General features: G+C 61.1%; 22 protein-coding genes. 14 read left to right on the plus strand and 8 right to left on the minus strand.

Annotated elements, in window-relative coordinates; translation table 11 throughout:
* Positions 1 to 143: 143 nt before the first annotated feature.
* On the plus strand, positions 144 to 515 hold the full coding sequence (locus J2046_RS19920; protein ID WP_037145195.1) for an antitoxin Xre/MbcA/ParS toxin-binding domain-containing protein: 372 nt from the start codon (positions 144 to 146) through the stop codon (positions 513 to 515).
* A complete protein-coding gene (locus J2046_RS19925) occupies positions 481 to 1,023 on the plus strand; it encodes an RES family NAD+ phosphorylase (RefSeq protein ID WP_411828527.1) in 543 nt (180 codons plus the stop codon). Before J2046_RS19920 ends, J2046_RS19925 begins: the two co-directional genes overlap by 35 nt.
* Before the next feature lie 223 nt (positions 1,024 to 1,246).
* Here the strand turns inward: J2046_RS19925 and J2046_RS19930 are convergent, their stop codons facing one another.
* Positions 1,247 to 1,738, minus strand: coding sequence for a MarR family winged helix-turn-helix transcriptional regulator (locus J2046_RS19930; RefSeq protein ID WP_210054837.1), 492 nt, complete (start codon positions 1,736 to 1,738; stop codon positions 1,247 to 1,249).
* A gap of 89 nt (positions 1,739 to 1,827) precedes the next feature.
* Positions 1,828 to 2,619 (minus strand): IclR family transcriptional regulator, encoded by a 792-nt coding sequence (locus J2046_RS19935; protein WP_210054839.1) that lies wholly within the window; start codon positions 2,617 to 2,619, stop codon positions 1,828 to 1,830.
* 95 nt (positions 2,620 to 2,714) lie between these two features.
* Between J2046_RS19935 and J2046_RS19940 the strand changes: the two genes are divergently transcribed.
* Genes J2046_RS19940 through J2046_RS19955 form a run of 4 tightly spaced genes read left to right on the plus strand, consistent with a single transcriptional unit; the run spans position 2,715 to position 6,296 of the window.
* Complete coding sequence (locus J2046_RS19940) at positions 2,715 to 3,077, plus strand: Rieske (2Fe-2S) protein (protein WP_037145206.1); 363 nt, start codon at positions 2,715 to 2,717, stop codon at positions 3,075 to 3,077.
* Positions 3,064 to 3,399, plus strand: a complete 336-nt coding sequence (locus J2046_RS19945; RefSeq protein WP_210054841.1) for a hypothetical protein — start codon at positions 3,064 to 3,066, stop codon at positions 3,397 to 3,399. The genes J2046_RS19940 and J2046_RS19945 overlap by 14 nt, the downstream gene beginning before the upstream one ends.
* A gap of 39 nt (positions 3,400 to 3,438) precedes the next feature.
* Positions 3,439 to 4,668 (plus strand): amidohydrolase family protein, encoded by a 1,230-nt coding sequence (locus J2046_RS19950; protein ID WP_210054843.1) that lies wholly within the window; start codon positions 3,439 to 3,441, stop codon positions 4,666 to 4,668.
* Between the two features lie 29 nt (positions 4,669 to 4,697).
* Entirely contained in the window at positions 4,698 to 6,296 is a 1,599-nt protein-coding gene (locus J2046_RS19955; RefSeq protein ID WP_210054845.1) for a thiamine pyrophosphate-dependent enzyme, read from the plus strand.
* A 161-nt stretch (positions 6,297 to 6,457) separates the two neighbouring features.
* Here J2046_RS19955 and J2046_RS19960 read toward each other — a convergent pair whose 3' ends face one another.
* The 5 genes from J2046_RS19960 to J2046_RS19980 all read right to left on the minus strand — a co-directional run bounded on the left by J2046_RS19960 (position 6,458) and on the right by J2046_RS19980 (position 11,515).
* A complete protein-coding gene (locus J2046_RS19960) occupies positions 6,458 to 7,441 on the minus strand; it encodes a Bug family tripartite tricarboxylate transporter substrate binding protein (RefSeq protein WP_210054847.1) in 984 nt (327 codons plus the stop codon).
* Positions 7,442 to 7,524: 83 nt separating this feature from the next.
* Entirely contained in the window at positions 7,525 to 8,505 is a 981-nt protein-coding gene (locus tag J2046_RS19965) for a Bug family tripartite tricarboxylate transporter substrate binding protein (protein WP_233470136.1), read from the minus strand.
* A gap of 35 nt (positions 8,506 to 8,540) precedes the next feature.
* On the minus strand, positions 8,541 to 9,527 hold the full coding sequence (locus J2046_RS19970) for a Bug family tripartite tricarboxylate transporter substrate binding protein (protein ID WP_233470137.1): 987 nt from the start codon (positions 9,525 to 9,527) through the stop codon (positions 8,541 to 8,543).
* 32 nt (positions 9,528 to 9,559) lie between these two features.
* Positions 9,560 to 11,065, minus strand: a complete 1,506-nt coding sequence (locus J2046_RS19975; RefSeq protein ID WP_210054849.1) for a tripartite tricarboxylate transporter permease — start codon at positions 11,063 to 11,065, stop codon at positions 9,560 to 9,562.
* Positions 11,066 to 11,068: 3 nt separating this feature from the next.
* The gene (locus J2046_RS19980) at positions 11,069 to 11,515 is read right to left on the minus strand and encodes a tripartite tricarboxylate transporter TctB family protein (protein ID WP_210054851.1); all 447 of its coding nucleotides are present in this window, start codon (positions 11,513 to 11,515) and stop codon (positions 11,069 to 11,071) included.
* Positions 11,516 to 11,971: 456 nt separating this feature from the next.
* Here J2046_RS19980 and J2046_RS19985 point away from each other — a divergent pair, with 456 nt between their 5' ends.
* Together J2046_RS19985 and J2046_RS19990 are read left to right on the plus strand one after the other, a co-directional pair.
* Positions 11,972 to 13,192, plus strand: a complete 1,221-nt coding sequence (locus J2046_RS19985) for an FAD-dependent monooxygenase (protein ID WP_210054853.1) — start codon at positions 11,972 to 11,974, stop codon at positions 13,190 to 13,192.
* Between the two features lie 84 nt (positions 13,193 to 13,276).
* On the plus strand, positions 13,277 to 14,455 hold the full coding sequence (locus tag J2046_RS19990) for an alpha/beta hydrolase (RefSeq protein ID WP_210054855.1): 1,179 nt from the start codon (positions 13,277 to 13,279) through the stop codon (positions 14,453 to 14,455).
* Positions 14,456 to 14,827: 372 nt separating this feature from the next.
* On the opposite strand, the gene J2046_RS19995 is transcribed toward J2046_RS19990, so the two are convergent.
* Positions 14,828 to 15,361: a VOC family protein gene (locus tag J2046_RS19995; protein ID WP_210054856.1), complete on the minus strand. Its 534-nt coding sequence runs from the start codon at positions 15,359 to 15,361 to the stop codon at positions 14,828 to 14,830.
* Positions 15,362 to 15,500: 139 nt separating this feature from the next.
* Between J2046_RS19995 and J2046_RS20000 the strand changes: the two genes are divergently transcribed.
* The 6 genes from J2046_RS20000 to J2046_RS20025 all read left to right on the plus strand — a co-directional run bounded on the left by J2046_RS20000 (position 15,501) and on the right by J2046_RS20025 (position 22,670).
* Positions 15,501 to 16,292 (plus strand): helix-turn-helix transcriptional regulator, encoded by a 792-nt coding sequence (locus tag J2046_RS20000; protein WP_210054858.1) that lies wholly within the window; start codon positions 15,501 to 15,503, stop codon positions 16,290 to 16,292.
* Between the two features lie 43 nt (positions 16,293 to 16,335).
* Positions 16,336 to 17,064: an SDR family oxidoreductase gene (locus J2046_RS20005; protein ID WP_210054860.1), complete on the plus strand. Its 729-nt coding sequence runs from the start codon at positions 16,336 to 16,338 to the stop codon at positions 17,062 to 17,064.
* A gap of 114 nt (positions 17,065 to 17,178) precedes the next feature.
* Positions 17,179 to 18,042: a p-hydroxycinnamoyl CoA hydratase/lyase gene (locus tag J2046_RS20010; protein ID WP_210054862.1), complete on the plus strand. Its 864-nt coding sequence runs from the start codon at positions 17,179 to 17,181 to the stop codon at positions 18,040 to 18,042.
* Between the two features lie 10 nt (positions 18,043 to 18,052).
* Entirely contained in the window at positions 18,053 to 20,173 is a 2,121-nt protein-coding gene (locus J2046_RS20015) for an acetate--CoA ligase family protein (protein ID WP_210054864.1), read from the plus strand.
* Positions 20,174 to 20,355: 182 nt separating this feature from the next.
* Positions 20,356 to 21,798 carry an NAD-dependent succinate-semialdehyde dehydrogenase gene (locus J2046_RS20020; protein ID WP_233470139.1) on the plus strand — a complete coding sequence of 481 codons (1,443 nt, stop codon included), beginning with the start codon at positions 20,356 to 20,358 and terminating at the stop codon, positions 21,796 to 21,798.
* Positions 21,799 to 21,827: 29 nt separating this feature from the next.
* Positions 21,828 to 22,670: a p-hydroxycinnamoyl CoA hydratase/lyase gene (locus J2046_RS20025; RefSeq protein WP_210054866.1), complete on the plus strand. Its 843-nt coding sequence runs from the start codon at positions 21,828 to 21,830 to the stop codon at positions 22,668 to 22,670.
* The last annotated feature ends 112 nt before the right edge of the window (positions 22,671 to 22,782 follow it).

The raw sequence follows: 22,782 nt of genomic DNA on the forward strand, positions 1-22,782 counted from the left end.
AGCTCTATGTAGAGCGGCAAACCGATCCGCAAAACTCAACTCCGATTGATCGATGCGCCGCGGGGATTGGGCAGACTTGAAACTGACACGATTTGAACTTATATTGAGCATGAAATGCTTAAGCCCGTATCAGGATTAGTCCAATGACTGCACATGCATTTGAAATGAGCGCCGCCTCCTTCAGTGAGGCGCACTCCTCTTTCCTCTCCGCGCGGCGTGTTTCCGAACTGCTCGGCGTGACGCAGGTCGAGTTGGCCAAGCTGATCGGCGTCGCCCGCAACACGCTGACCGCCAAAAGCGGCGCACGCAAGGTCGACCTCGCACTCTCTCCCGTCGTCCGCATTCTCGCCATGGCGAGCGAGATGGCCGGCGACGAGAACCGCGCTGCAATCTGGTTCAAGCATCAGCCGATCCCCGGCTGGGCCGGCAAGACGGCTTATGACCTCGTCGGCGAGGGCAAGGCTGACAAGGTGCTTGCGTATCTGGAGGCGGTGCGCTCCGGCGTCTATGCCTGAACCGGACGAGGAGGCCCTGTTCCTCTGGCGGGCTTATGTGCCGCGCTGGGCGCATGCGCCGCTTTCCGGCGATGGTGCAGCACGTTTCGGCGGGCGCTGGAACCCGGTCGGCTTGCCGACCATCTATGCCGCCCGCGAGCTTTCCACCGCCTGGGCCGAATACAATCAGGGCTTCGTGCAGCATCCGGCCCTGATCGCACAGCTTCGGCTCACAGGCGCACGGCTGGCGAACCTGATCGATCCGGCCGCGCTTGCGGACCACGGCGTCGATGAAGCCATCCATCACTGTGAATGGCGGGCGGACCTTGATGCCGGGCGGTTGCCGGCGACCCATGCCTTGAGAGAGAAGCTCGTCGACCAAGGTTTTGACGGCGCCGTCTACCCGTCCTTCATGTCACCCGGTGGAACATGCGTGGCGCTCTGGCGCTGGAATGGGCAGGGGGAACCGAGCCTGATCGTCATCGATCCGGACGGGCGGCTGCCGAAGAATGCCGCATCCTGGCTATGATGGAAACCGCGACGTTTCCCTAGGGCTAGCGTTTCAAGGCATGGACGAGGCTCGCGGCCCGAATCTCGAGCCAGGAATGCGAGCCTCTGACCGCCGTCATGGCGGCTGGTGGGAAGCTAAGAGCGGAGCATAACCTTACGTCAAATTAACGTTTGGTAAGATATCGGCACTCAACCTTGCGAAGCTGCAGGGGCTGCAATCTCAAGGCGTAACATGGCCTTTACTACTCCGCCTTCGCGGTTTCATCGCGCTCACGCAGGTTGCGAGCAATAAGGCGGCAAAGATCGCGGAACTGCTGATAGCTCTCCTGTGGCAGGAAAGAGAAGACATCGCGTTCGACAGTGTCGGCCGCTGCATCGCAGGCTTTGATCATACGCTTGCCTTCGGCCGTCAGACTCATACGCAGGATGCGGCGGTTGGCCGGATCTTCCTTGCGGGTGATGAGGTTGCGGCGCTGCAGACTGCCGATCAATTCGTTCATGGTCTGCGGTGTGACGAAGAAGCGGCGGGAAAGTTCTGCGGAGGACAAGCCGTCGCGGGCACTGATCACGCTCAACACGGTGTATTGAATGCCCGTCATCTGCATGGGGGCAAGTGCTGCTTCAAGGCGGCTGCGGACTGCATGGTTTGCCTGGTTCAGGAAGTAGATGGCGCGGGGATGGTGCATCGCCCATTCGCCGGCATGTGTGTCTTTGGGCTTCACGTCTTCAGCCATCTTGGTGCGGTGATCCCTTATTTCCAAATGGTTATATAAGCGGGTAACCGAGAAAGTGCGGCGGCACAAGCAGGTCCGAGTAGAAACCCTCAACTTACTGAGGCGCCAAGTCGCTGCGAAAGCGATTTCGCAGCGCGAAGCGTGGCGGTTAGCGGCGCGCCGGTGGGTGTGATGTCGAAGCCATCCTGCCGGCCGAGAACGGTGAGAACCGCCTTCAAGTGTCCTCGATGATCGAAGACGGGGACAGCGATGGCGGAAAAATCCGGCACCGTGGCCGGCAAGGTTGCGGCATAGCCTTTCTCGCGTACCCCTGGAAGATCGGCGATGAATCGCTCAATCGAGGTTTCGCTCTCCCCGCCCTGCCGCATCATGGCGTGCAGATGGGGCTCCCATTCGTCTCGCGGAAGGTTCGCCATGAAGGCGCGGCCCGTCGCCGTCGGCCAGAGGCGGACGAGCGAACCGACCTTGATTTCGTAGACACTGTCCGAGCGACCTTCGATCTTGTCGACCACGACCGGCGCGTCACCGTTCCACACCGCAAGCGTCACCGTCTCGCCAAGTACGGCCGCGAGTTCCGAAATCGTCGAGCGAGCGAGGCTCAGGAAGTCGGTGCGGGAAAGCGAGGCAAGCCCCAGTTGCAGCGCCGCATCGCCGAGGTCGTAGAGGCCGGAAATTCGATCCTGGACCACAAAGCCGGTGCGCACGAGGCTGACGAGATAACCATGCGCCATACTGGGCGTCATTCCTGCCGCAGCGGCAATGTCGTTCAGCCGCGTTGCACGGCCCGCATGCTGGATTGTCGCCAGCACACGCAAACCCTTTTCCAGCGACTGGATACCCGCACCCCTGGGGGCCGTTTCTTTATCTGCCGATATATCCATATCCCGCTCCGCTTGACGTCCGCAGCCATCTTTATACAATATAAGCGAACTATTTCAATAATATTGAAATACACGCGAAGGAAGGGAGGAGAACCTTGGCGGAATATCTGGTCTGTTCGGAACATGAGATCGTTGATGGCGGCCGCAAGGTCGTCGCTTGTGGCGACAAGGAAATCGGCATCTTCCGGGTGAAGGGCGCGCTGCATGCCTGGCACAATATGTGCCCACACCGGCAGGGGCCGATCTGTCAGGGCCGCATCTATCCGGAGGTGGTCGAGCCGGTCGATGAGAACTGCGAGGTGCGTACGCTTCAGTACAATGAGGGAAACATGCACGTTGCCTGCCCTTGGCACGGCTGGGAATTCAACCTCGAGACCGGCAGGAATCCTGTGGGCCGCTACCGCCTGCACCGCGCTGAACTCGCGATCAGGGAGGGCCAGGTCTATGTCGTCCTCTGATCAGAAACTGCGCAACGACCCTTATGGCTGGATCGAGGACGCGACGACCGAGATCGAGAAGGCAGCGACCGAACTCTTGGAAAACGGTGAGGCGTCGCGGATTTCCGACGAGGCGGTCGCGCGGATGATGACGGCGGCGATCCGGCTCTATGTGGCGAAAAGCGACGGCGAGGAGCGTACCTTCAGGCCGCTCACCGGGGCCCGCGACGAGACGGTGACCGCAACCGAAGCGCTGTCTGCCGTCTCGGAAATCCTGAGGGCCCTGCATCTCGGCCCGATGGAACTGGCGCTCTGGTACCGGCGCCGGCCTGACGAGCTTTAGGAGCAAAATCCACACTCACTTTCGCTGGAGGAGGCGAACATGGATGTTTTGAACAAGGATCGCGTCCACGAACTGCCGGTGCAGGAGATCGACGTCTTCACCGATACGCGCGACATCCTCGCGCATGCCGAGAAGGCCGCCAAGCGGCGCGGCTTCCAGGACTGGCTGATCTGCGACGTGGATGCGCATCACACCGAGACCATCTCCTGGCACGAACTGGTGCAATATATAGAGGATCCGGTCATCCGCCATCAGGCGATGCTTTTCCACGACGAGAAGATGGGCACCGCATCCTATGGCCTCAACGGCGACATGGGCCTGAAATACCAGGATGTCGGCGGCCGCATTCCGCATCAGGCGGGTATTCGCGAAAAGGTCGATGACGGCATTCATCGGGACGTAACGCTAACCCGGCGAGCGATGAGCGCGCTTGGCGTCGATTACATGGTACTCTTCCCGACGCCGATGCTGACCCTCGGATTGCATCCACAGCCGGAAATGGAGGTCTATCTCGGCCGCGCCTATAACCGCTGGCTGATCGACAAGGTGCTGACCAAGGACGACCGCATCAAGACGCTCGCTTATCTGCCCTTCAACGTGCCCAAGGAGGCGGAGCGCACCATCGAGGAGTTTTCGGGTCAGCCCGGCGTCATCGGCTTCTGCGTGCCGTCGACGCGCCACAAGCCGGTCCACCATAACGACTATATGCGCGTCTATTCGATGCTGCAGGAACGCGATCTGCCGATCGCTTTCCACGCCGCCTATCACTGGCAGGATCAGTCGCTTTCGACCATCAACCGTTTCCTTGGCATGCACGCGCTTGGCTTCGTCTGGTGCAACATGGTGCATCTGACAAACTGGATACTCAACGGCATTCCGGAGCGCTTTCCGAAGCTCAAGAGCATCTGGGTGGAAAGCGGGCTTGCATGGGTGCCCTTCCTGATGCAGCGTCTCGATGACCAGTATCTGATGCGGCCGTCCGAAGCGCCGCAACTGAAAAAATTGCCGAGCGAATACATGCGCGAGAGCTGCTGGTATACGACCCAGCCGATGGAAACGACCAACATGAAGGCGCTGGAACTGACGCTCGACATGATCAACGCGGAAACACAGTTGCTCTTCGCTTCCGACTGGCCGCACTTCGACTTCGACCTGCCACAGGAAATCTACGACCTGCCGTTCCTCTCGGAACAGGCCAAGCGCAATATCCTCGGCCTCAATGCGGCAAGGCTGTTCAATCTCGACCCGACACCACGTAAGACATTGTAATCAGGGGACTTGGGAAGGGGATCTGATCGATGGCGATGACCGGAGGCGATGCGATCGCCGCTTCGCTGCGTGCACATGGCGTCAACACCGTCTTCGGCATTCCGGGCGCCCAGCTCTATGGGCTGTTTGATGCGCTTCAACGCGACGGGATGCGGGTGATCACGCCGCGTCACGAGCAGACCTGCGCCTATATGGCCTTCGGTTATGCGCGCGCCTCCGGTCAAGCCGGGGTCTATTCCGTCGTGCCCGGCCCCGGCGTGCTGAACACGGCTGCCGCTTTGCTGACAGCCTGGGGATGCAACGAGCCGGTGCTTTGCCTGACCGGCCAGGTGCCGACCGCCTTCCTCGGCAAGGGCCGTGGCCATCTGCACGAAATGCGCGACCAGCGCGCCACTCTTGCAGGCATCGCCAAGTCCGCGGAGCGCGCCGAGAGGGCAGGGGAGGTTTCCGCTGCCGTCGCCCATGCCTTCCGCGAAATGCACTCGTTGAAACCCGGCCCGGCGACCGTGGAAATGCCTTGGGAGCAGTTCACTGCAGAGGGCGAGTTCGATATCGTTCGGCCATTGGAACGGCATCCCGATCCAGTTGCGGATGTGGTGATCGGCGAGGCGGCAAGGGCAATCGAAAAAGCCGAGCGGCCGATGATTTTCGTCGGCCCGGCCGGCTTCGAGGCTCGCGACGAGGTGCTGCGGCTTGCCGAACTCCTGCATGCGCCGGTGGTTGGCTTCCGTTCCGGCCGAGGTGTCGTTTCCAACCGCCATGAACTCGGCCTCACCATCGCCGAGGCACGAAGGCTCTGGCCGAGCGTCGATTGCATCATCGGCATCGGCACACGATTGGAGGTGCCGAGCTGGCGCTGGCAGGCGCGGCCCGAAGTCCCGGTTGTGCGGTTGGAGATCGATGCGGAGGAACTGACCCGCATACCCTGTATGCTCGGCGTGCTTGGTCGGGCGAAGACGTCGCTCATTGTACTGCTTGAAGAGATTAGGCCCCGTATGGCCTCGCCGGACTGGCAGGCCTCGATTCGCAACGCCCGACTGGAAACGGCCGAAGCCATCAAGGAGATCAGCCCGCATTACAACTACCTTCAGGCGATCCGGCAGGCGCTGCCGGATGACGGCATCCTGGTGGAGGAGGTCTGCCAGGCGGGCTTCGCCTCCTGGTACTGCTATCCGGTCTACGAGCCGCGTACCTTCATCTCGACCGGCTTCGAAGGCACGCTCGGTTTCGGCTTTCCGACTGCGCTCGGCGTCAAGGTCGCACGGCCGGACGTGCCGGTCGTGTCGATCGCCGGTGACGGCGGTTTCATGTTCGTCGCCCAGGAACTCGCGACCGCCGCGCAATACGGCATCGACGTCGTCACCGTCGTCTTCAACAATTCCGCCTTCGGCAACGTCAAGCGCGACCAGCAGCAGAATTTCAATGGCCGGCTGATCGGCGCCGAGCTCAGGAATCCCGATTTCGGCAAGCTGGCCGCCGCTTTCCACGTGGACTTCGCCCGCGTGAGTGCCCCGGCCGAATTGCGCAAGGCGATCGAGACGGCGATGACCCGCGGCGGGCCATGGCTGATCGAAGTGCCGCTTTCGATCGAAAATGAAGTAAGCCCGTGGAAATTTATCCACGGATAGCCAGCAAGGATATCCAAGGCCTCGCAATGAAAAAGCCGGCGTTTCCGCCGGCTTCTTCTGTCTGGCCTTAGCTGCCGCACCAGCCCCTCGCTTTAGGCTCGGGGCGTTCGTCGTTGAATCGATTCACTGGATCGATTTCTCCAGCTTTGCCGGACCACTCCTCACTGCTGCGGAATCTGAGCGATCGCGACGTAGTCCTTCCACTCGGCGACGGTCTTCACCATCAGGGCCTGAGCTTCGGCAGGCGTGGAGATGTAGGGGTCGCCGCCCTGGTTGGCCAGGAACTTCTGGGTTTCCGGCTGCTGCAGAACGGTGTTGAACCAGCCGTTGATCTTGGTGGTGATGTCCTCTGGCGTATCCTTGGCAACCATGGCACCCCACCAGCCGAGCTGGTCGACATCGAAGCCCTGCTCTTTCAGCGTCGGGATGTCCGGGGCGCCCTTCATGCGTTCCGGCGAGGCGACGCCGAGAAGACGGAATCGGCCTTCACGCTGCTGTGCAAGGGCAAAGACCGGGTCGTAGGAACCGAAATCCATCGCGCCGCTGGTGATGTCGTTGAGAGAGTCGGCGGCGGTCTTGTACTGGACGGCAACCGTGTCGAGACCGGCCTTCTGCTTGTAGACTTCGGCCATAACCTTGCCCGAGGTGGCGTTGACGGCGTAGGAGCCGCCGTCACCCTTTTCCTTCATGGCGGCGGTCAGTTCCTTCAGGTCCTTATACGGCGCGTCCTTGGCGACGGCGATCATGAAGGCTTGCTTGTTGACGGTGGCAATCGTCATCAGGTCCTTGGCGACATCGATCGGCGGCTTCTTCATGATCCACATGTTGCCGGCGATCGAATTGCCGGAGTGAACGAAGATCGTGTAGCCGTCCGGCTTGGAGCGGGCAGTATATTCGGCGGCAATGTTGCTCATCGCGCCCGGCTTGTTTTCGACAATGATCGTGGCGCCCGCAACCTTCGAAACCTTGTCCGCGAAATACCGGACGAGGACGTCGGCGCCGCTGCCGGCCGGGAAGGCGCAGACGAAGGTGATCGTCTGGTCCGGATAAGCAGCCTGGGCTGGAGTGACATGGGCAATCTGCGCTACCGCCAACATCGCCATGGCGGCGGTGGCTTGCGCGATCTTCTTAAGCCATTTTCTCATTTTTTATCTCCTATGGCGGTTAGTAAGGGTACCTGAGAAAGACCCTCCGGCACTATGCGGAGAGGGCCTTTCCAATCGGTTGATTAATTTTGTGGAATCTTGGCTAAAGCCACATAAGTTTTCCACTCGTCGACGGTCTTGGCGAGCAATGCCTGCCCCTCGTCCGGCGTGCCGATATAGACGTCGCCGCCGAACTTGCCGAGGAAGGCCACAGTGTCCGGTTGTTCCAGTATTTCGTTGAACAGCGCGTTGATCCTGGCGACGATCGGCTGCGGCGTCGCCTTCGGAACGAAGGAGCCCCACCAGCCGAGCTGGTCGATATCGTAACCCTGTTCCTTGGCCGTCGGTATGTCCGGAATCGACTTCAGCCGGACCGGCGAACCGGTGGCCAGGATACGCATACGCTTCTCGTTGGCCTGGGAGAGAGCGAAGACCGGATCATGGACGCCGTAATCGATCGCTCCGCTCAGCATGTCGTTGAGCGAGTCCTTGGCGTCCTTGAAGCTCACCTCGACCGGCTCTACGCCGGCGACCTGCTTGTAGACTTCGCCGAGAACCTTACCGGATGTCGCCGCCGTCGCATAACTGGCATTGGCGCCCTTCTGCTTCAGCATCGCCGTCAGGTCCTTCATGTCCTTGATCGGGCTGTCATAGGCTACGACGAACATGAAAGCCTGCTTGTTGATGAAGGACGTCGTCTGCAGTTCCTTCACCACATCGATCGGCGGGTTCTTGAAGAGCGACATGTTGGCGGCCGTCGATGTACCCGAGTGGACGTAGATCGTATAGCCGTCAGGCTTGACGCGGGCCGTATACTGCGCGGCGATATTGCCCGCTGCCCCCGGCTTGTTTTCGACGATGACCGTCTGGCCCGAGACCTTGGCGAACTTGTCCGCGAAAAAGCGGACAAGAACATCGGCGCCACTGCCGGCCGGGAAGGCGCAGATAAAGGTGATCTGGCCATTCGGATAAGCATCCTGTGCGAATGCGCCGGCAGGGGTCAGCGCGGCCGCGGCCGCCAGAACCATGAGACTTCGGCGTGTGATATCGGTATTGATCGGCATGTAGTCCTCCCTCGATGCCGGGTTCACTCCTCAAGCTAGTTCTGCGGTATCTTCGCCGTCGCCACATAGCCGCGCCACTCCTCGACGGTCTTGGCCAGAAGCTCGTCGACCTCCTTGGGCGTGCCCGTATAGACGTCGCCTCCGAACTTGTTCAGGAACGCCTCTGTTTCCGGCTTGTCGAGCACTTGCCTGAACAGCGCGTTCAGTTTCATGACGATGTCGTCGGGGGTTTGGGCGGGTACGAAGACTCCCCACCAGCCGAGCTGGTCGACATTGAGGCCGTATTCCTTGAGCGCCGGAATATCCGGGGTCGATTTCATCCGCTGCGGAGAACCGACGGCAAGGATGCGAACCCGTCCTTCACGGTGTTGGCTGAGCGCGAAAACCGGATCGAGCGCGGCAAAGTCGAGCTGGCCGCTGACGATATCGTTCAGCGAGTCCGGACCGGTCTTATAGGAGACTTCCGTCGCTTCGACACCGGCGAGCTGCTTGTAGACCTCGGCGAGCACCTTGCCGGACGTCGCGGTCGAGCCATAGGTAGCGTCGCCACCCTTGGCTTTCAGATGCTGGGTCAGTTCATTGACATCCTTGATCGGCGAATCGGCCGCGACAACGATCATGAACGGCTGCTTGTTGATGAACTGGACGCCGCGAAGCGCCTTGGTCACGTCGATCGGCGGCTTCTTGAACAGCGACATGTTCGCAGCAGTCGACGTTCCGGAATGAACGTAGACCGTATAGCCGTCCGGCTTGGCGCGGGCGACGTATTCGGCGGCAATATTGCCGTTGGCGCCCGGCTTGTTCTCGACGATCACCGTCTGTTTCGCAACCGCCGCCACCTTTTCGGAAAAATAGCGGACCAGGACGTCCGCGCCGCTACCGGCCGGAAAGGCGCATACGAAGGTGACCGTATCGCTGGGATAGGTATTGGACTGGGCGAGCGAGACACCTGGCAGAGCGGCGGCCACCATGGCCGCCGCTACGAAGGTGCGTCGCTTCAGTTTCGGATGTTGTGCAGTCATTTGGCTCCTCCTTCCAAAATGGTGCGAGATATTTACTCCTCCTGGAACGCCTCCTCGCGCGTTTTCCGGAATTGCGGGAAGACGATCAGACCGATCATCAGGACCGTCGCGACTAGAAGCGTCGCGGAGATCGGACGATCCAGGAAGATCATCGGGTCGCCGCGCGAGATCACCAGCGAACGCCTGAGGTTCTCCTCCATCAGCGGGCCCAGGATGAAGCCAAGCACCATCGGCGCCGGTTCGCAGCCGAGCTTGTAGAGGATATAGCCGAAGACGGTGAAGACGATCATCAAGACCATCATGAACGGTTCGGTGCTGGTCGAATAAACGCCGATCGCGCAGAACAGCAGGATCGCCGGATAAAGCAGGCGATACGGGACCGATAACAGCTTCACCCAGATACCGATCATAGGCAGGTTGATGATGACGAGCATCAGATTGCCGATCCACATGGAAGCAACCATGCCCCAGAAGAGGTCTGGACGCGTGGTCATGACCGCCGCGCCCGGCTGGATGCCCTGGATGATCATCGCCCCCATCATGATCGCCATGATCGGGTTCGACGGAATACCGAGCGTCAGAAGCGGGATGAACGAGGTTTGGGCGGCCGCGTTGTTGGCCGATTCCGGGCCTGCCACACCTTCGACGGCGCCCGTGCCGAATTTGCGCGGGGTTTTGGAGATCTTCTTCTCCAGCGTGTAGCTGGCGAAGGAAGCCAGGACTGCGCCGCCGCCGGGCAAAATACCGAGGAGCGAGCCCAGGCCGGTGCCGCGCAACGCCGCCGGGTAGGCTTCCCTGATTTCCTTTCTGGTCGGCCAGAGATCGCGCAGGCGAGTGCTGATCGTCTCGCGCGGCGGCGGTGGGGTTTCGAGATTTCGGATGATTTCCACGATCCCGAAGAGCCCAAGAACCAGCGGCAGGAAGTCGATGCCTTCCCACAGGCCGTTGAGGCCGAATGTATAGCGGGTCAGCCCCGTGTTGATGTCAGTGCCGACGAGGCCGAGCAACAGGCCCATGAGGACCATGGCGACGGCCTTGAGCACAGAGCCGTGCGCGAGAACGATCGCCATGACGAGGCCGAGCAACATGAGCGCGAAATAGTCCGGCGAATTGAATTGCTGGGCAATTGCAGAAAGCGGTGGGCCGAAGGCGGCGATGAACACCGTACCGACGCAGCCGGCGAAGAACGAGCCAAGGGCGGCGATCGCAAGCGCTGCACCGGCGCGTCCCCGGCGGGCCATCTGGTGTCCCTCGATGCAGGTCACGACCGAAGAGGCTTCGCCCGGCATGTTGACCAGGATCGACGTGGTCGAACCACCGTACTGAGCGCCGTAATAGATGCCGGCGAGCATGATCAGCGACGAGAGCGGGTCCAGGCCGAAGGTGATCGGCAGCAGGATGGCAAGTGCGGGAATGGGACCGATGCCAGGGAGGACACCGATCAGCGTGCCGAGGATGGTGCCGATCAGACAGAAAAGCAGATTTTCCAGCGTGCCCGCCGCCATGAACCCGGTTGCGAGGTGATCAAAAACTTCCATGGCTTACCTGCCCCACCATACGGGCATCGGCTGCCCAAGCGCGTATACAAAAATGATGACGACGAATGCAGCCGTGCCAACCGCGAAGACCACCGTCTCGATCAAGTTGACGTTCCGCCGCGCATAGGCGGCAAAAAGGATCAGCAGGATCGACGAAATCACTGCGCCGACTTCCGCGATCAAAAGGCCGAAAGCGGCTATCGCCAGCAGGATGAAGAGGATGGGACGGAACTGGATACGCTCGATAGGGGGACCTTCGAGCGAGAGCGACTTCGCCGTGACGATTAGGCCGATCAGTACGATCAGACTGCATATGATCATTGGGAAATAGCCAGGTCCCATGTTGCGAGCCGAACCGAAGTTAAGATCCGAACCGACATAAAGGCCTATCGCGCCGAAGAGGATGAACAATATGCCCGCGCCGAAGTCCTGCGGACTTTTGATTACCATGGTTTCCTCCCTGAAAACCTTTCTCTGTCAACCGGTCCCGCTACTCTCTCACATACCGAACCGTCATTACGCATGCGATTTAAATCTGCGCCTCGAACCCGCGGACTTAAATTCGTCTATGAGCAACAAGGTTTGACTATATACAAGGATATCCCTCTTGTCAGTCAATCCTATGCCGCCGGCTTTTATCGATCTGCTTGCACACCGAGCCGTGTTTTCCGATCTTACCTCAAAGATATCAGGAAGCCATATATCTTAGGTGTAATTTCCAGACATTCTTTCGGGTTTTCGAACCATATGCTGAAACTTTTCGTTGCGCTTTTCCATCTCAAGGTGCCTGGACCGATCCGATATGGAATTGGTTTTGAACAAAGTCAATTATACTTTATCAAAAATGGTTGACAGGTGGACGCGACGCGGAGAGAGTATCCATCAGCATTTCAGAGGATATAGAGCATGAAGATTTCACTCGTGGGGGGAGGGATTGGCGGCCTGACAGCAGCCTTGTCATTGCTCCGCCAGGGTTTCGATGTCGACATCTATGAACAGGCAGTCGAATTGAAGGAAGTCGGCGCGGGCATCCAGGTCAGTGCCAATGGCACGCGCATTCTCTTCGCGCTCGGGCTCGAAGAAGACATCATGTCCGTTGCCGCCCAGGCGGACGGTAAGGAAATCCGGTTGTGGAACACCGGGCAGACCTGGAAGCTGTTCGATCTCGGCCCGCTTTCTATCGAGCGTTATGGCTTCCCTTACATCACCATTCACCGTAACGACCTGCATCAGGTCCTGGCTGCGGGCGTGCGCCGCATCAAACCGGATGCCATCAAGTTGTCGAAGAAATGCGTCGGCGTTAAGCAGGACGAAAAGGGCGTCACGATCGCTTTCGCCGATGGCACCAGCGCCACGTCCGATATCGTGGTCGGCGCTGATGGTGTGCATTCGAAGATTCGCGAGACGCTATTCGGTCGCGACGATCCGAAATTTTCCGGCATCGTCGCCTGGCGCGGCGTCATCCCGGTTGAGCGCCTGCCGAAGCGCATGCTGCGGCCCGTCGCCACCAACTGGATCGGTCCCGGGGGGCACGTCATCCAATATCTGCTGCGCCGCGGCGAGTTGATGAACTACGTATCGGTCGTCGAACGCTCGAACTGGCAGGTCGAATCCTGGTCGGTCGCCGGCACGACGGAGGAATGCCTTGCAGACTATGAAGGCTGGCACGAGGATGTCCACACGCTCATCAAGGCGATCGACGTGCCTTACAAGTGGGCGCTGATGCTGCGCCCGCCGATGGATAAGTGGACCAAGGGGCGTGTCACGCTTCTCGGCGACGCCTGCCATCCGACCCTGCCGTTCCTCGCCCAGGGGGCGGTGATGGCGATCGAGGACGGCTTCATCCTCGCCCGCGCGCTCGCCGAGAGCAACGGCGATTACGAGGCCGCCTTCGCCGGCTATGAAGCTGCCCGCGTCGAGCGGACCGGCAAGATCGTGCGCGGCGCCGAAAGCAATCTCGGCCGCTTCCACAATCCGGCGCTGAAGGACCCCAAGCTCGCCGAAGATTACGTCAATGCCGAGTGGCAGGAAGACAAGATCAAGCAGCGTTACGAATGGCTCTTCACCTATGACGCGACCAAGGTTCCGGTCGCTACAGGCCAGAGGTCGCCGGAAGCTGTCGCCTAGGCGCTCCCGGATCACGGCTCAATCGCACAAAGCCCGTTCGCCGGTCTGCCGGCCGGACGGGCGAAGCATAACGGGTAGGACAGCATGAACACCAAGGCGGAATGGCAGCGGATCCCGCTGATCGTCTCCTTTCCGGAGACGGCGAAATATACCGAGACCTACGGCTTTGCGGGCAATTCAGGCCGCGTGAACCTCGAAGGCCAGTTGCTCACGCCGGCCGATGCACCATCAAAGACGGTCTATGTCTTCATGCATCCCACCTCGACGCTGCAGCTCCTGCCGATGCCGATGGCGCTCGCCGATGCGGGCCTGCATGTACTCTGCGCCGCCAGCCGCTATCCGAAGAACGATACCGCCCTCATCATGGAGAAGGTGGCGATCGACCTTGGGAAGTGGCTGGACCATGCGCGCAATGAACTCGGTTATGAAAAGGTCATCCTCGTAGGCTGGTCGGGGGGCGGTTCTCTGTCGCTGTTCTACCAGGCGCAGGCGGAGAACCCGACGATCACCCACACCCCGGCCGGCGACGAAGTGAACCTTGTCGAAGCGGGCCTGAAGCCCGCCGACGGTGTCATCTTCATCGCCGCGCATCTGTCCCGCGCCGAAACGCTGACCGAATGGCTGGACCCTTCGGTCATCGACGAAATGAACCCGGACATCCGCAATCCCGAATTCGATATCTATTCACCGGATTGTCCGCACCAGCCGCCCTACACGAAGGAATTCGTTGAGCGCTTTCGCGCCGCGCAGGTCGCCCGCAACCGCAAGATTACCCAATGGACACTCGATACGCTCGCGGAACTCAAGCGTCGCGGTGGCCCGGAGCAGGAGCGCGCCTTTGTTGTCCACCGCACCATGTGCGACGTGCGCTGGTTCGATCCGACAATCGACCCGAACGACCGGCCGGTCGGCAAGAGCTACATGGGTGATCCACGCACGGTGAATGTCGGTCCGGTCGGGCTCGCCCGCTTCACGACCCTGCGTTCGTGGCTTTCGCAGTGGAGCTACGATCTCTCGAACGCCAGGGGCCCGATGAACGCTGCGCTGATCAAGCGCTCACCGGTGCTGCAGATCGAGAACAATGCCGACGAGGCGGTCCCCGCGACCCACAATCCGGCGATCCGGACGGCACTCGCGACGCCGAACAAGGAATATCTGACGATTCCGCATGCGACCCACTACTATCTCGGCCAGCCGGAACTCTTGAAAACCTGCATCGATCGAGTGGTGGACTGGAGCAACCGGCAGGGATTGTTGGCATGAGAGCCGTCCGGAGTTCGCCGGCGGCGGGCTCCGGACCATCGGGAGGTTTTGACCGTGAGCTTTATTGAAAAGCACCACCGTCCAGGCTGGATCGGTGGTGCGCGTGTTTTGTCCGCTTCGAGGAATGAGGCAATCGCAGATAAGGATGGCGAGTGGTGCCGCATGCTCCCTCTGATCTCCCCCCTTGAGGGGGAGATGTCACCGAAGGTGACAGAGGCGGGTAGCGACAGTGCTGCGGGCGAAAAGGTTACTGAAGCGCCTGAGCGACACCCCCCTCCGCCCTGCCGGGCATCTCCCCCTCAAGAGGGGAGATCGGCCAGCCGTACCACTTCGCGTCCCATCAGTTGTCCCGTCATCGAACGGGTGGAGGCCTCAAGCCGCGGCCGATTTGTTGGCGATCATGCCGGCCTTCTTCTTCACCCATGCCTTCATGGCGTCATGGGCTTCCGACGCGGCCTGTTCCAGATAGCCCGGCTCTTCCGTGCGGGCGGTGATCTCAAGGCGCAGGCCGTTCGGGTCAAAGAAGTAGATCGAGTTGATGAATTCATGGTCGATGACGTCGGTCGTCTTCACGCCGGCATCCTGCAGCCGCTTCTTGAACTTCAGGACCTCTTCGACCGAGTCAACTTCCATGGCGAAGTGCTGGACCCAGTCCGGCGTGTTCGGCGAGGGAAGCGGCATGACGTTTTCGCCGAGGTCGAAGAAAGCCATGTAGGAGCCGTCGCCGAGTTCGAAGAAGAAATGCGCGTAGGGCTTTTCCTCACCGGTCGAAGGCACGCGGTCCGAGGTCATGCAATTGACCAAAGGCAGGCCAAGAAGGTCCTCGTAGAACTTTCTGGTCTCTTCGCCGTCGCGGCAGGGGTAGGAAAAGTGATAAAGCTTACGAAGCTTCGGTGCGTCAACCATGGTCTTTCCTCCATATCCAAGCTTGTTGCATTGGCCTCGATGGTAGGCCTTTGCCGTTCCTTCGATGTCCACCTTGAGAGGGGACACGCCTCGGAGAGACCAGGACACAACGGATTTATGAAGGCAGCAGGAGGCGTCAATGCTTGCGCTTGATGCGGATAACGTGGCCATGATGGCCGCCCTGATGGACGAGGTTGGCGAGCCGGCCTTCCCCGAAAAACTGCTGGAAATCCTCCGCAAGCTCGCGGGCACCGACTTCTGCTCCGCTTTCCAGGCGGAAGAAGACGGATCGCTCACCTACCTTTTCGCCTGTGGCTATCATTCGACAATCCCCGGTTTTGCGGAGCGTGCCTCGCTCGATTATGCCCGCCGCTATTGGCAGCGGGACCGGGTGACACGTCAGATGCTGTCCGCGGTTTCCACCCCTCGCAAGGTTCAGGTGGTGCGTCAGGCCTGGAACGGTATCCGCGATCCTGAATACCGCCGCGACTGTTATGAGCGAGCCCATGTACTGGAGCGGCTGACCATTTATCACTCCGACATGCCTCGGGCCTTCGCCAGCCTTTATCGGACGCGCGAGAGCGGACCGTTTCCAATCTCCGCTGTCGAACGGATCGAGGCGGCGGCAGCGCTCCTGATGGCGATGCTGGTCAAGCATGTGCGGCTGCAGGGACGGCCGCAGACGGCGCCATTGCATCCGCCGATCCAGGAGATCGCCGGCCGTCTGCTGCAGGCAGGTTATGCCTTGTCCGGCCGCGAGGCCGAGGTCTCAGCCGGGCTGCTGCTTGGCCGCACGCACCGGGAGATTTCCGAAAAGGTGGGGCTCGCGCTATCGAGTATCGTCACTTACCGTCAGCGCGCTTACCGGAAGCTCGGTGTCAGCGACCGCCGAGGCCTCGAAGCGCTTTACGAGGGAATTTCACGTGCCTGAGTGCGCAGTTGTTAGTGCGCAGTTGTTAAGGGGGAGTTTTGAGATGATTTCGATCAAGGACCGCATCGCCATCGTCACCGGCGCCAGCTCGGGGATCGGCTGGGGCATCGCCAAGGCGATCGCCGCCGAGGGCACCCTCACGGTGCTCGCCGCCCGCAGCGCCGACAAGCTGAAAAAGCTTGCCGGCGAGATAGAGGCGGAAGGCGGCCGCACCTTCGTGGTACCGACCGACGTGACCGACGAGGAACAGGTCTCCGAACTCTTCGCCCGCGTGAGGGAGAAATACGGCCGGGTCGACATCCTCATCAACAATGCCGGCATCGCCGACCACACGGCGGTCGAAAAACTCACCAACGAGCGTTGGCATGAGGTGATCGCCGCCAACCTCCATTCGGTCTTCTATTGCAGCCGCGCCGCCTTCACCATGATGATCGAGCAAAAGCGCGGCCGCATCATCAACATGGGCAGCCTGTCGTCAAAAGTGCCGCGCCCGCACACCGCTGCCTATACTGCGAGCAAATTTGCGCTCGAAGGCCTCACCCGTTCACTCGCCGTCGACGGTCGCGAACACGGCATCGCCGTCTCGATGGTGCATCCAGGTTCCACGGTGAGCTCGCTGGTCCCAGGTATTACCGACCAGGTCCGCCCGGCAACGATGATGCCGCTCGACGTGGCGCGTATCGTCGTGTTGATGGCGACGCTTCCGGACGACGTGAACCTTTACGAGAGCATCATCCTGCCGGTCGAAATGCCGTTCCTGGGGCGTGGTTAATCCTTATTTCAGCAAAATCTTCACGCGGATTTCCTTTCGTAAAGGCTAGATCAGAAAGCCGCTTGACCTATATTCGGGTCCCTGATATTCAGTCCCCAGCAGGGAGAAATTGCTATGGAAAATCAGACCGAATCCACCGCCACCGACCAGACAATGGGTAAGTGGGGCGAATATGTCACCGTGGAGTTCGACGAGGGCATCGCCTGGGTGACCCTCAATCGTCCGAAGCAGCGCAACGCGATCAACCCCGGCATCGTCTGGGAGATGAATGCGATCATGGATGCGTTGGAAGAGGACGAACGCTGCAAGGTGATGGTGGTTACCGGCGCCGGCGAATCCTTCTCCGCCGGCATGGATCTGAAGGAATATTTCCGCGCCACCGACAAGGTGCCGCCGATCCAGCGCGAACGCCTGTTCCGGGCGAATGCCGCCTGGCAGTGGCGCCGCATGATGTATTACCCGAAGCCGACCATCTCCATGGTCAACGGCTGGTGTTTTGGTGGCGCCTTCCAGTTCCTGGTCGGCTGCGATCTCGCCATTGCCTCGGAAGAAGCAATCTTCGGCCTTTCCGAGATCAACTGGGGCATCATTCCGGCTGGCATCGTCACCAAGTCGGTGCTCGAGACAATGAGCTTCCGTGATGCGATGTACTATATCATGACCGGCGAGACCTTTAACGGCCGGCAGGCTGCCGAGATGAAGCTGGTGAACAAGGCCGTCGCCCCGGAAGACCTGAAAGAAGAGACCCGCAAGCTTGCAATGACGCTGATCGGTAAGAACCCGTTCGTGCTGCGCCAGGCCAAGACCGCATGCCGCTTCACCCGCGACATGAGCTGGGAACAGGCTGGCGAATATCTGATGGCGAAGTCCGACCAGACGGAGCTTCGCGATCCGGAAAACGGCCGCAATGTCGGCATGAGCCAGTTCCTGGACGAAAAGTCCTTCCGCCCGGGCCTGGGTGCTTACCGCCGCGACTAAAGAGACGACCATGTCCGACATCACGACCATCTTTCCCAAGGCGTTCGACCTCGATCGTCTCTTGCGCCCGCGGTCCATCGCGATCGTGGGCGCGTCGCCCGATCCCGCCTCGATCGGCGGCGGCGTGCTGGCGAACCTCGAACTCTTCAAGTATTCGGGCGACCTGCATCTCGTCAGCCGCTCGCGCGACGAGATCAACGGCCGACCCTGCGTGAAGACGATCGGCGACCTGCCGAAAGGCGTCGACGTGGTCATCCTCATCGTACCGCAGGCGGCGATCAGGGAATCGGTTCTCGCCTGCATTGAGCGGGAAGTGGCGAGCGTCATCGTATATTCGTCGGGCTTCGCAGAAGCGGGCGAGGAGGGCCGTAAACAGCAAGATGAACTTGCCGAGATCTGCCGCAAGGCGGGCATCGCCATGCTCGGGCCTAACTGCATGGGCTATACGAACTATGTCGACGGGATTCCGCTCACCTTCGAGCCGGTCGATCTGCGCGGCGTCGGCGAGCGTTCGCGCGTAGCGATCGTCGCCCAGAGCGGCGCCACGGCCGCCAACATCCGTTTCGCCATGCACTCCCGCGAGATCGCGGTCTCCTATGTGATCGCCACCGGCAACGAAGCGGTGCTCGCCGCCGAAGACCTGATCGCATGGCTGATCGAGGACAAGGACAACACGGTTGTCGCGGTCTATGTCGAGCAGGTAAAGAACCCGCAAAAATTCCTTGCCGTCGCTCGCCGCGCCCGCGAACTCGGCAAGCCGATTGTCATGCTGCATCCGGGCTCCAGCGAGCGCGGCAAGGCGGCGGCTCAATCGCATACCGGCGCTCTTGCCGGCGACCACGCCACCATGCAGACGGCGATCCGCAACGAGGCGGTCGCGCTGGTCGAAACGACCGACGAACTGTTCGACGTGGCCGCGATCCTCGCCCGTTATCCCCTGCCGCCGCCGGGTGAGGCCGGTATCGTGACCAATTCCGGCGCAATCCGTGGCCTCTGCTTCGATTTCTGCGAACGAGTCGGCCTGCCGATCGCGACTCTTTCGGAAGAGGTTCATGCGGAGCTCACCTCGCTCGTGCCGCCCTATGTGCATGTCGATAACCCGTTCGATATCGGCACGACCGGTTTCGCCAATCCCGGCATTTTCGGTACGTCCACCGCGGCCATGCTGAAGGACCCGAATGTCGGCATCGTCTTCCTGTCGCATGCGGGTGGTTCGCCGCCGATGCAGATCAAGAAGTCGGACGCGATCATTCCGGTTGCTGCGACCGCCGAAAAGCCGGTCATCCTCAACATCATCGGCGACGACTACCCGCTCGACCCGAGTTTCATGAAGGCGGTGCGCGACAGCGGCATTCCGTTCTTCCGTTCGCCTGAACGCGCCATGCGGGCCATGGCCGTGGTCATGAACTATGCCGCCGCGCTCGCCGCCACGAAGGACCTTGCACCGGAAGGTAAGCGGCTGAAGAACGTCCCGGCCTCCGGCCTGGTGGTCGAGTATGAGGGCAAGCGCATCCTTTCCGACCTTGGCATCCAGACGCCTACGGGCGCTCTGGCGAAAAATGCCGATGAGGCAGCGAAGATCGCCGCCGGGATCGGCTATCCGGTCGTCATGAAGGCACAGGCGGCGGAGCTTGCCCACAAGAGCGATGTCGGCGGTGTCATCATCAACCTCACCGACGAGGCGGCGGTGCGTGCCGCGCATGAGAAGATGTATGCCGATATCGCCAGCCATAAGCCGGGTCTGACGCTTGACGGCGTGCTGATCGAAGGCATGGCGCGGCAGGGCCTCGAAATGGTGGTCGGTGCCAAGCGCGACCAATGGGGTCCGACGGTTCTCGTGGGCTTGGGCGGCGTCTGGATCGAGGCGTTGGCGGATGCCCGTCTTCTGCCGGCCGATATCAGCCGCGAACGGGCGATTGCCGAAATCCACAAGCTGAAGGCGGCAAAACTGCTTGGCCCCTTCCGTGGTCAACCGGCCCGCGATGTGGAGGCGATCGCCGACGTGGTGGTGAAGCTCGGCGCGTTGATGCGCTCGAACCCGGAAATCGTCGAAGTCGATATCAACCCGCTGGTTGTCTATGGCGAGGGGGACGGGGTTTTGGCCCTCGACGCACTATTCGTGGTGCGGTGATGTTTATGGGTGGGGGCCACTCACCCGGCCTCCGCTCCGCTCGGTTACCCTCTCCCCAAGGGGCGAGGAGGGAATAGCCACGGTGCGGCATCTTCTCCCCAGCAGGGAGAAGATGCCGGCAGGCGGATGAGGGGGCGCTATGTCCGCTATTTCGTTAGAACGTCACGAGGGAGGAAACCGTGATGCAGATTCAATCCTATGGCGAACTGAAGCTCTTCATCGACGGCGAATGGATTGGCGCGGACGGCCGCGTCACCGAGGACGTCATCAATCCCGCGACGGACGAGCCGATCGCGGCGCTGCCGCATGCGACGGCGGAAGACCTGGATCGCGCCGTCGCAGCTGCCTCCCGCGCCTTCAGGACCTGGCGCACCACGACGGCCTACGACCGCGCCAAGATCATCCGCAAGGCGGCTGATATCCTGCGCGAGCGTGCCGCCGAACTCGGCCGGCGCATGACGCTCGACCAGGGCAAGCCGCTTTCCGAATCCATTCCGGAAATCCACATCTCCGCCGACATTCTCGACTGGACGGCTGACGAGGGCCGCCGCACCTATGGCCGCGTCATTCCTTCCCGCCTGCCGGGCGCCCGCTGGTTCGTCACCAAGGAACCGGTCGGCCCGGTTGCCGGCTTCACGCCCTGGAACTTTCCGGGCGTCATCCCGGCGCGAAAAATTTCCGCAGCACTCGCGACCGGCTGCACCATGGTCATCAAGCCTTCCGAGGAAACGCCCTCGACGGTGCTCGAAATCGCCCGCGCACTCCAGGATGCGGGCCTGCCGAACGGCGTACTGAACGTCGTGCATGGCAAGCCGGCCGAAGTCTCCGAACACCTGATCGGCTCCGAAGGCATCCGCAAGATCACGTTTACCGGCTCTACCAATGTCGGCAAGCAGCTTGCCGTGCTCGCCGCGCAGGCAGGCGTCAAGCGCGCCACGATGGAGCTCGGCGGCCATGCGCCGGTGCTGATCTTCGAGGATGCGGATATCGACCACGCTATCCGCGTCATGGTGCATGCCAAATACCGCAATGCCGGTCAGGTCTGCATCTCGCCGACCCGCTTCTACGTACATGACAGCGTCCACGACAAGTTCGTCGACGGTTTCGCCAAGGCGGCTGCGGCACTGAAGGTCGGCGACGGTCTCGATCCGGAGAACCAGATGGGGCCACTCGCCAACAACCGCCGCGTGCCGGCCATGGAGCGCATGGTGGCGGATGCCGTCAGCCGCGGCGCAAGGATCGCCACCGGCGGCGAACGCGGCGGCAATCGCGGCTATTTCTTCCAGCCGACGGTGCTTGCCGACGTGCCGCAGGACGCGATCATCATGAATGACGAGCCGTTCGGCCCGGTCGCGGTCACCGCCCGTTTCTCCACTTTCGAGGAGGCTATCGAACAGGCGAACCGTCTGCCTTACGGGCTTGCCTCCTACGCCTTTACCCAGTCGGCCAAGACCGCGACCATGGTCAGCGACGCGATCCAGGCTGGTATGGTCGGCATCAACAACAATGCGATTTCCATGACGGAAACCCCCTTCGGCGGCGTCAAGCAGAGCGGCTACGGCTCCGAGGGCGGTTCGGAAGGCATGGAAGCCTACCTCGTCACCAAATTCACCAGCCAATCGTAAGGCGAAAGAGCGTTTTAGGAGCACTAATCATGGCCATTGAAGCAAGCGATATCGGCGGCGAAAACGTCAAGGTCGAATTCGAGGACGGCATTGCCTGGGTAAAGCTGAACCGCCCGGACAAGCGCAACGCCATGAGCGTCGGCCTGGCGGAAGACATGATCCGCGTACTCGACGAACTCGAAATCGACGACCGTGCCGGCGTCATCATCCTCACCGGTGAGGGCGAAGCCTTCTCCGCCGGCATGGACCTGAAGGACTTCTTCCGCGCCACCGACGGCGTCTCGGACGTGAAGCGCATGCGCGCCTACCGTTCCACCCGCGCCTGGCAATGGCGCCTCCTGATGCACTACGCCAAGCCGACGATTGCCATGGTCAACGGCTGGTGTTTTGGCGGCGCCTTCACGCCGCTGATCTGCTGCGACCTCGCCATTGCTTCGGAAGATGCGGTTTTCGGCCTTTCGGAAATCAACTGGGGGGTGATCCCCGGCGGCGTCGTGTCCAAGGCGATCTCGACCCTGATGAACGATCGCAAGGCCATGTACTACGTGATGACCGGCGAGAAATTCGGCGGCAAGACGGCCGAACAGCTCGGCCTGGTGAACGAGGCGGTGCCGGCCGACAAGCTCCGCGAACGCACCGTCGAAATCGCCCGCGTGCTTCTCGAAAAGAACCCGACCGTGCTCCGCCAGGCACGAATGGCCTATAAATATGTGCGTGAGATGACCTGGGAAGAGTCGGCGGAATATTTGACCGCCAAAGCCGACCAGACGACGTTTGTCGATCCCGAAAAGGGACGGGAGAAGGGGCTGTCGCAGTTCCTGGATACGAAGACCTATCGCCCGGGGCATGGAGCTTACAAGCGCGAAGGGTGAAGGTTACTTCCCTTTTTGGGGAAGGGTGCGGCACGCAGCGCCGGGGTGGGGTGATCGTGAGGTGATCTCTTTCACCCCCACCGTCGCTTCGCGATGGCCTCCCCTCGAGGGG

The organism is Neorhizobium petrolearium, assembly GCF_017873175.1.
In the GTDB taxonomy this organism is placed as follows: domain Bacteria; phylum Pseudomonadota; class Alphaproteobacteria; order Rhizobiales; family Rhizobiaceae; genus Neorhizobium; species Neorhizobium petrolearium.

Coding starts and splice junctions, on each gene's coding strand:
- J2046_RS19920 (WP_037145195.1), top strand. CDS start 144: ATGACTGCACATGCATTTGAAATGAGCGCCGCCTCCTTCAGTGAGGCG.
- J2046_RS19930 (WP_210054837.1), bottom strand. CDS start 1,738: ATGGCTGAAGACGTGAAGCCCAAAGACACACATGCCGGCGAATGGGCG.
- J2046_RS19935 (WP_210054839.1), bottom strand. CDS start 2,619: ATGGATATATCGGCAGATAAAGAAACGGCCCCCAGGGGTGCGGGTATC.
- J2046_RS19945 (WP_210054841.1), top strand. CDS start 3,064: ATGTCGTCCTCTGATCAGAAACTGCGCAACGACCCTTATGGCTGGATC.
- J2046_RS19950 (WP_210054843.1), top strand. CDS start 3,439: ATGGATGTTTTGAACAAGGATCGCGTCCACGAACTGCCGGTGCAGGAG.
- J2046_RS19955 (WP_210054845.1), top strand. CDS start 4,698: ATGGCGATGACCGGAGGCGATGCGATCGCCGCTTCGCTGCGTGCACAT.
- J2046_RS19960 (WP_210054847.1), bottom strand. CDS start 7,441: ATGAGAAAATGGCTTAAGAAGATCGCGCAAGCCACCGCCGCCATGGCG.
- J2046_RS19965 (WP_233470136.1), bottom strand. CDS start 8,505: ATGCCGATCAATACCGATATCACACGCCGAAGTCTCATGGTTCTGGCG.
- J2046_RS19970 (WP_233470137.1), bottom strand. CDS start 9,527: ATGACTGCACAACATCCGAAACTGAAGCGACGCACCTTCGTAGCGGCG.
- J2046_RS19975 (WP_210054849.1), bottom strand. CDS start 11,065: ATGGAAGTTTTTGATCACCTCGCAACCGGGTTCATGGCGGCGGGCACG.
- J2046_RS19980 (WP_210054851.1), bottom strand. CDS start 11,515: ATGGTAATCAAAAGTCCGCAGGACTTCGGCGCGGGCATATTGTTCATC.
- J2046_RS19985 (WP_210054853.1), top strand. CDS start 11,972: ATGAAGATTTCACTCGTGGGGGGAGGGATTGGCGGCCTGACAGCAGCC.
- J2046_RS19990 (WP_210054855.1), top strand. CDS start 13,277: ATGAACACCAAGGCGGAATGGCAGCGGATCCCGCTGATCGTCTCCTTT.
- J2046_RS19995 (WP_210054856.1), bottom strand. CDS start 15,361: ATGGTTGACGCACCGAAGCTTCGTAAGCTTTATCACTTTTCCTACCCC.
- J2046_RS20000 (WP_210054858.1), top strand. CDS start 15,501: ATGCTTGCGCTTGATGCGGATAACGTGGCCATGATGGCCGCCCTGATG.
- J2046_RS20005 (WP_210054860.1), top strand. CDS start 16,336: ATGATTTCGATCAAGGACCGCATCGCCATCGTCACCGGCGCCAGCTCG.
- J2046_RS20010 (WP_210054862.1), top strand. CDS start 17,179: ATGGAAAATCAGACCGAATCCACCGCCACCGACCAGACAATGGGTAAG.
- J2046_RS20015 (WP_210054864.1), top strand. CDS start 18,053: ATGTCCGACATCACGACCATCTTTCCCAAGGCGTTCGACCTCGATCGT.
- J2046_RS20020 (WP_233470139.1), top strand. CDS start 20,356: ATGCAGATTCAATCCTATGGCGAACTGAAGCTCTTCATCGACGGCGAA.
- J2046_RS20025 (WP_210054866.1), top strand. CDS start 21,828: ATGGCCATTGAAGCAAGCGATATCGGCGGCGAAAACGTCAAGGTCGAA.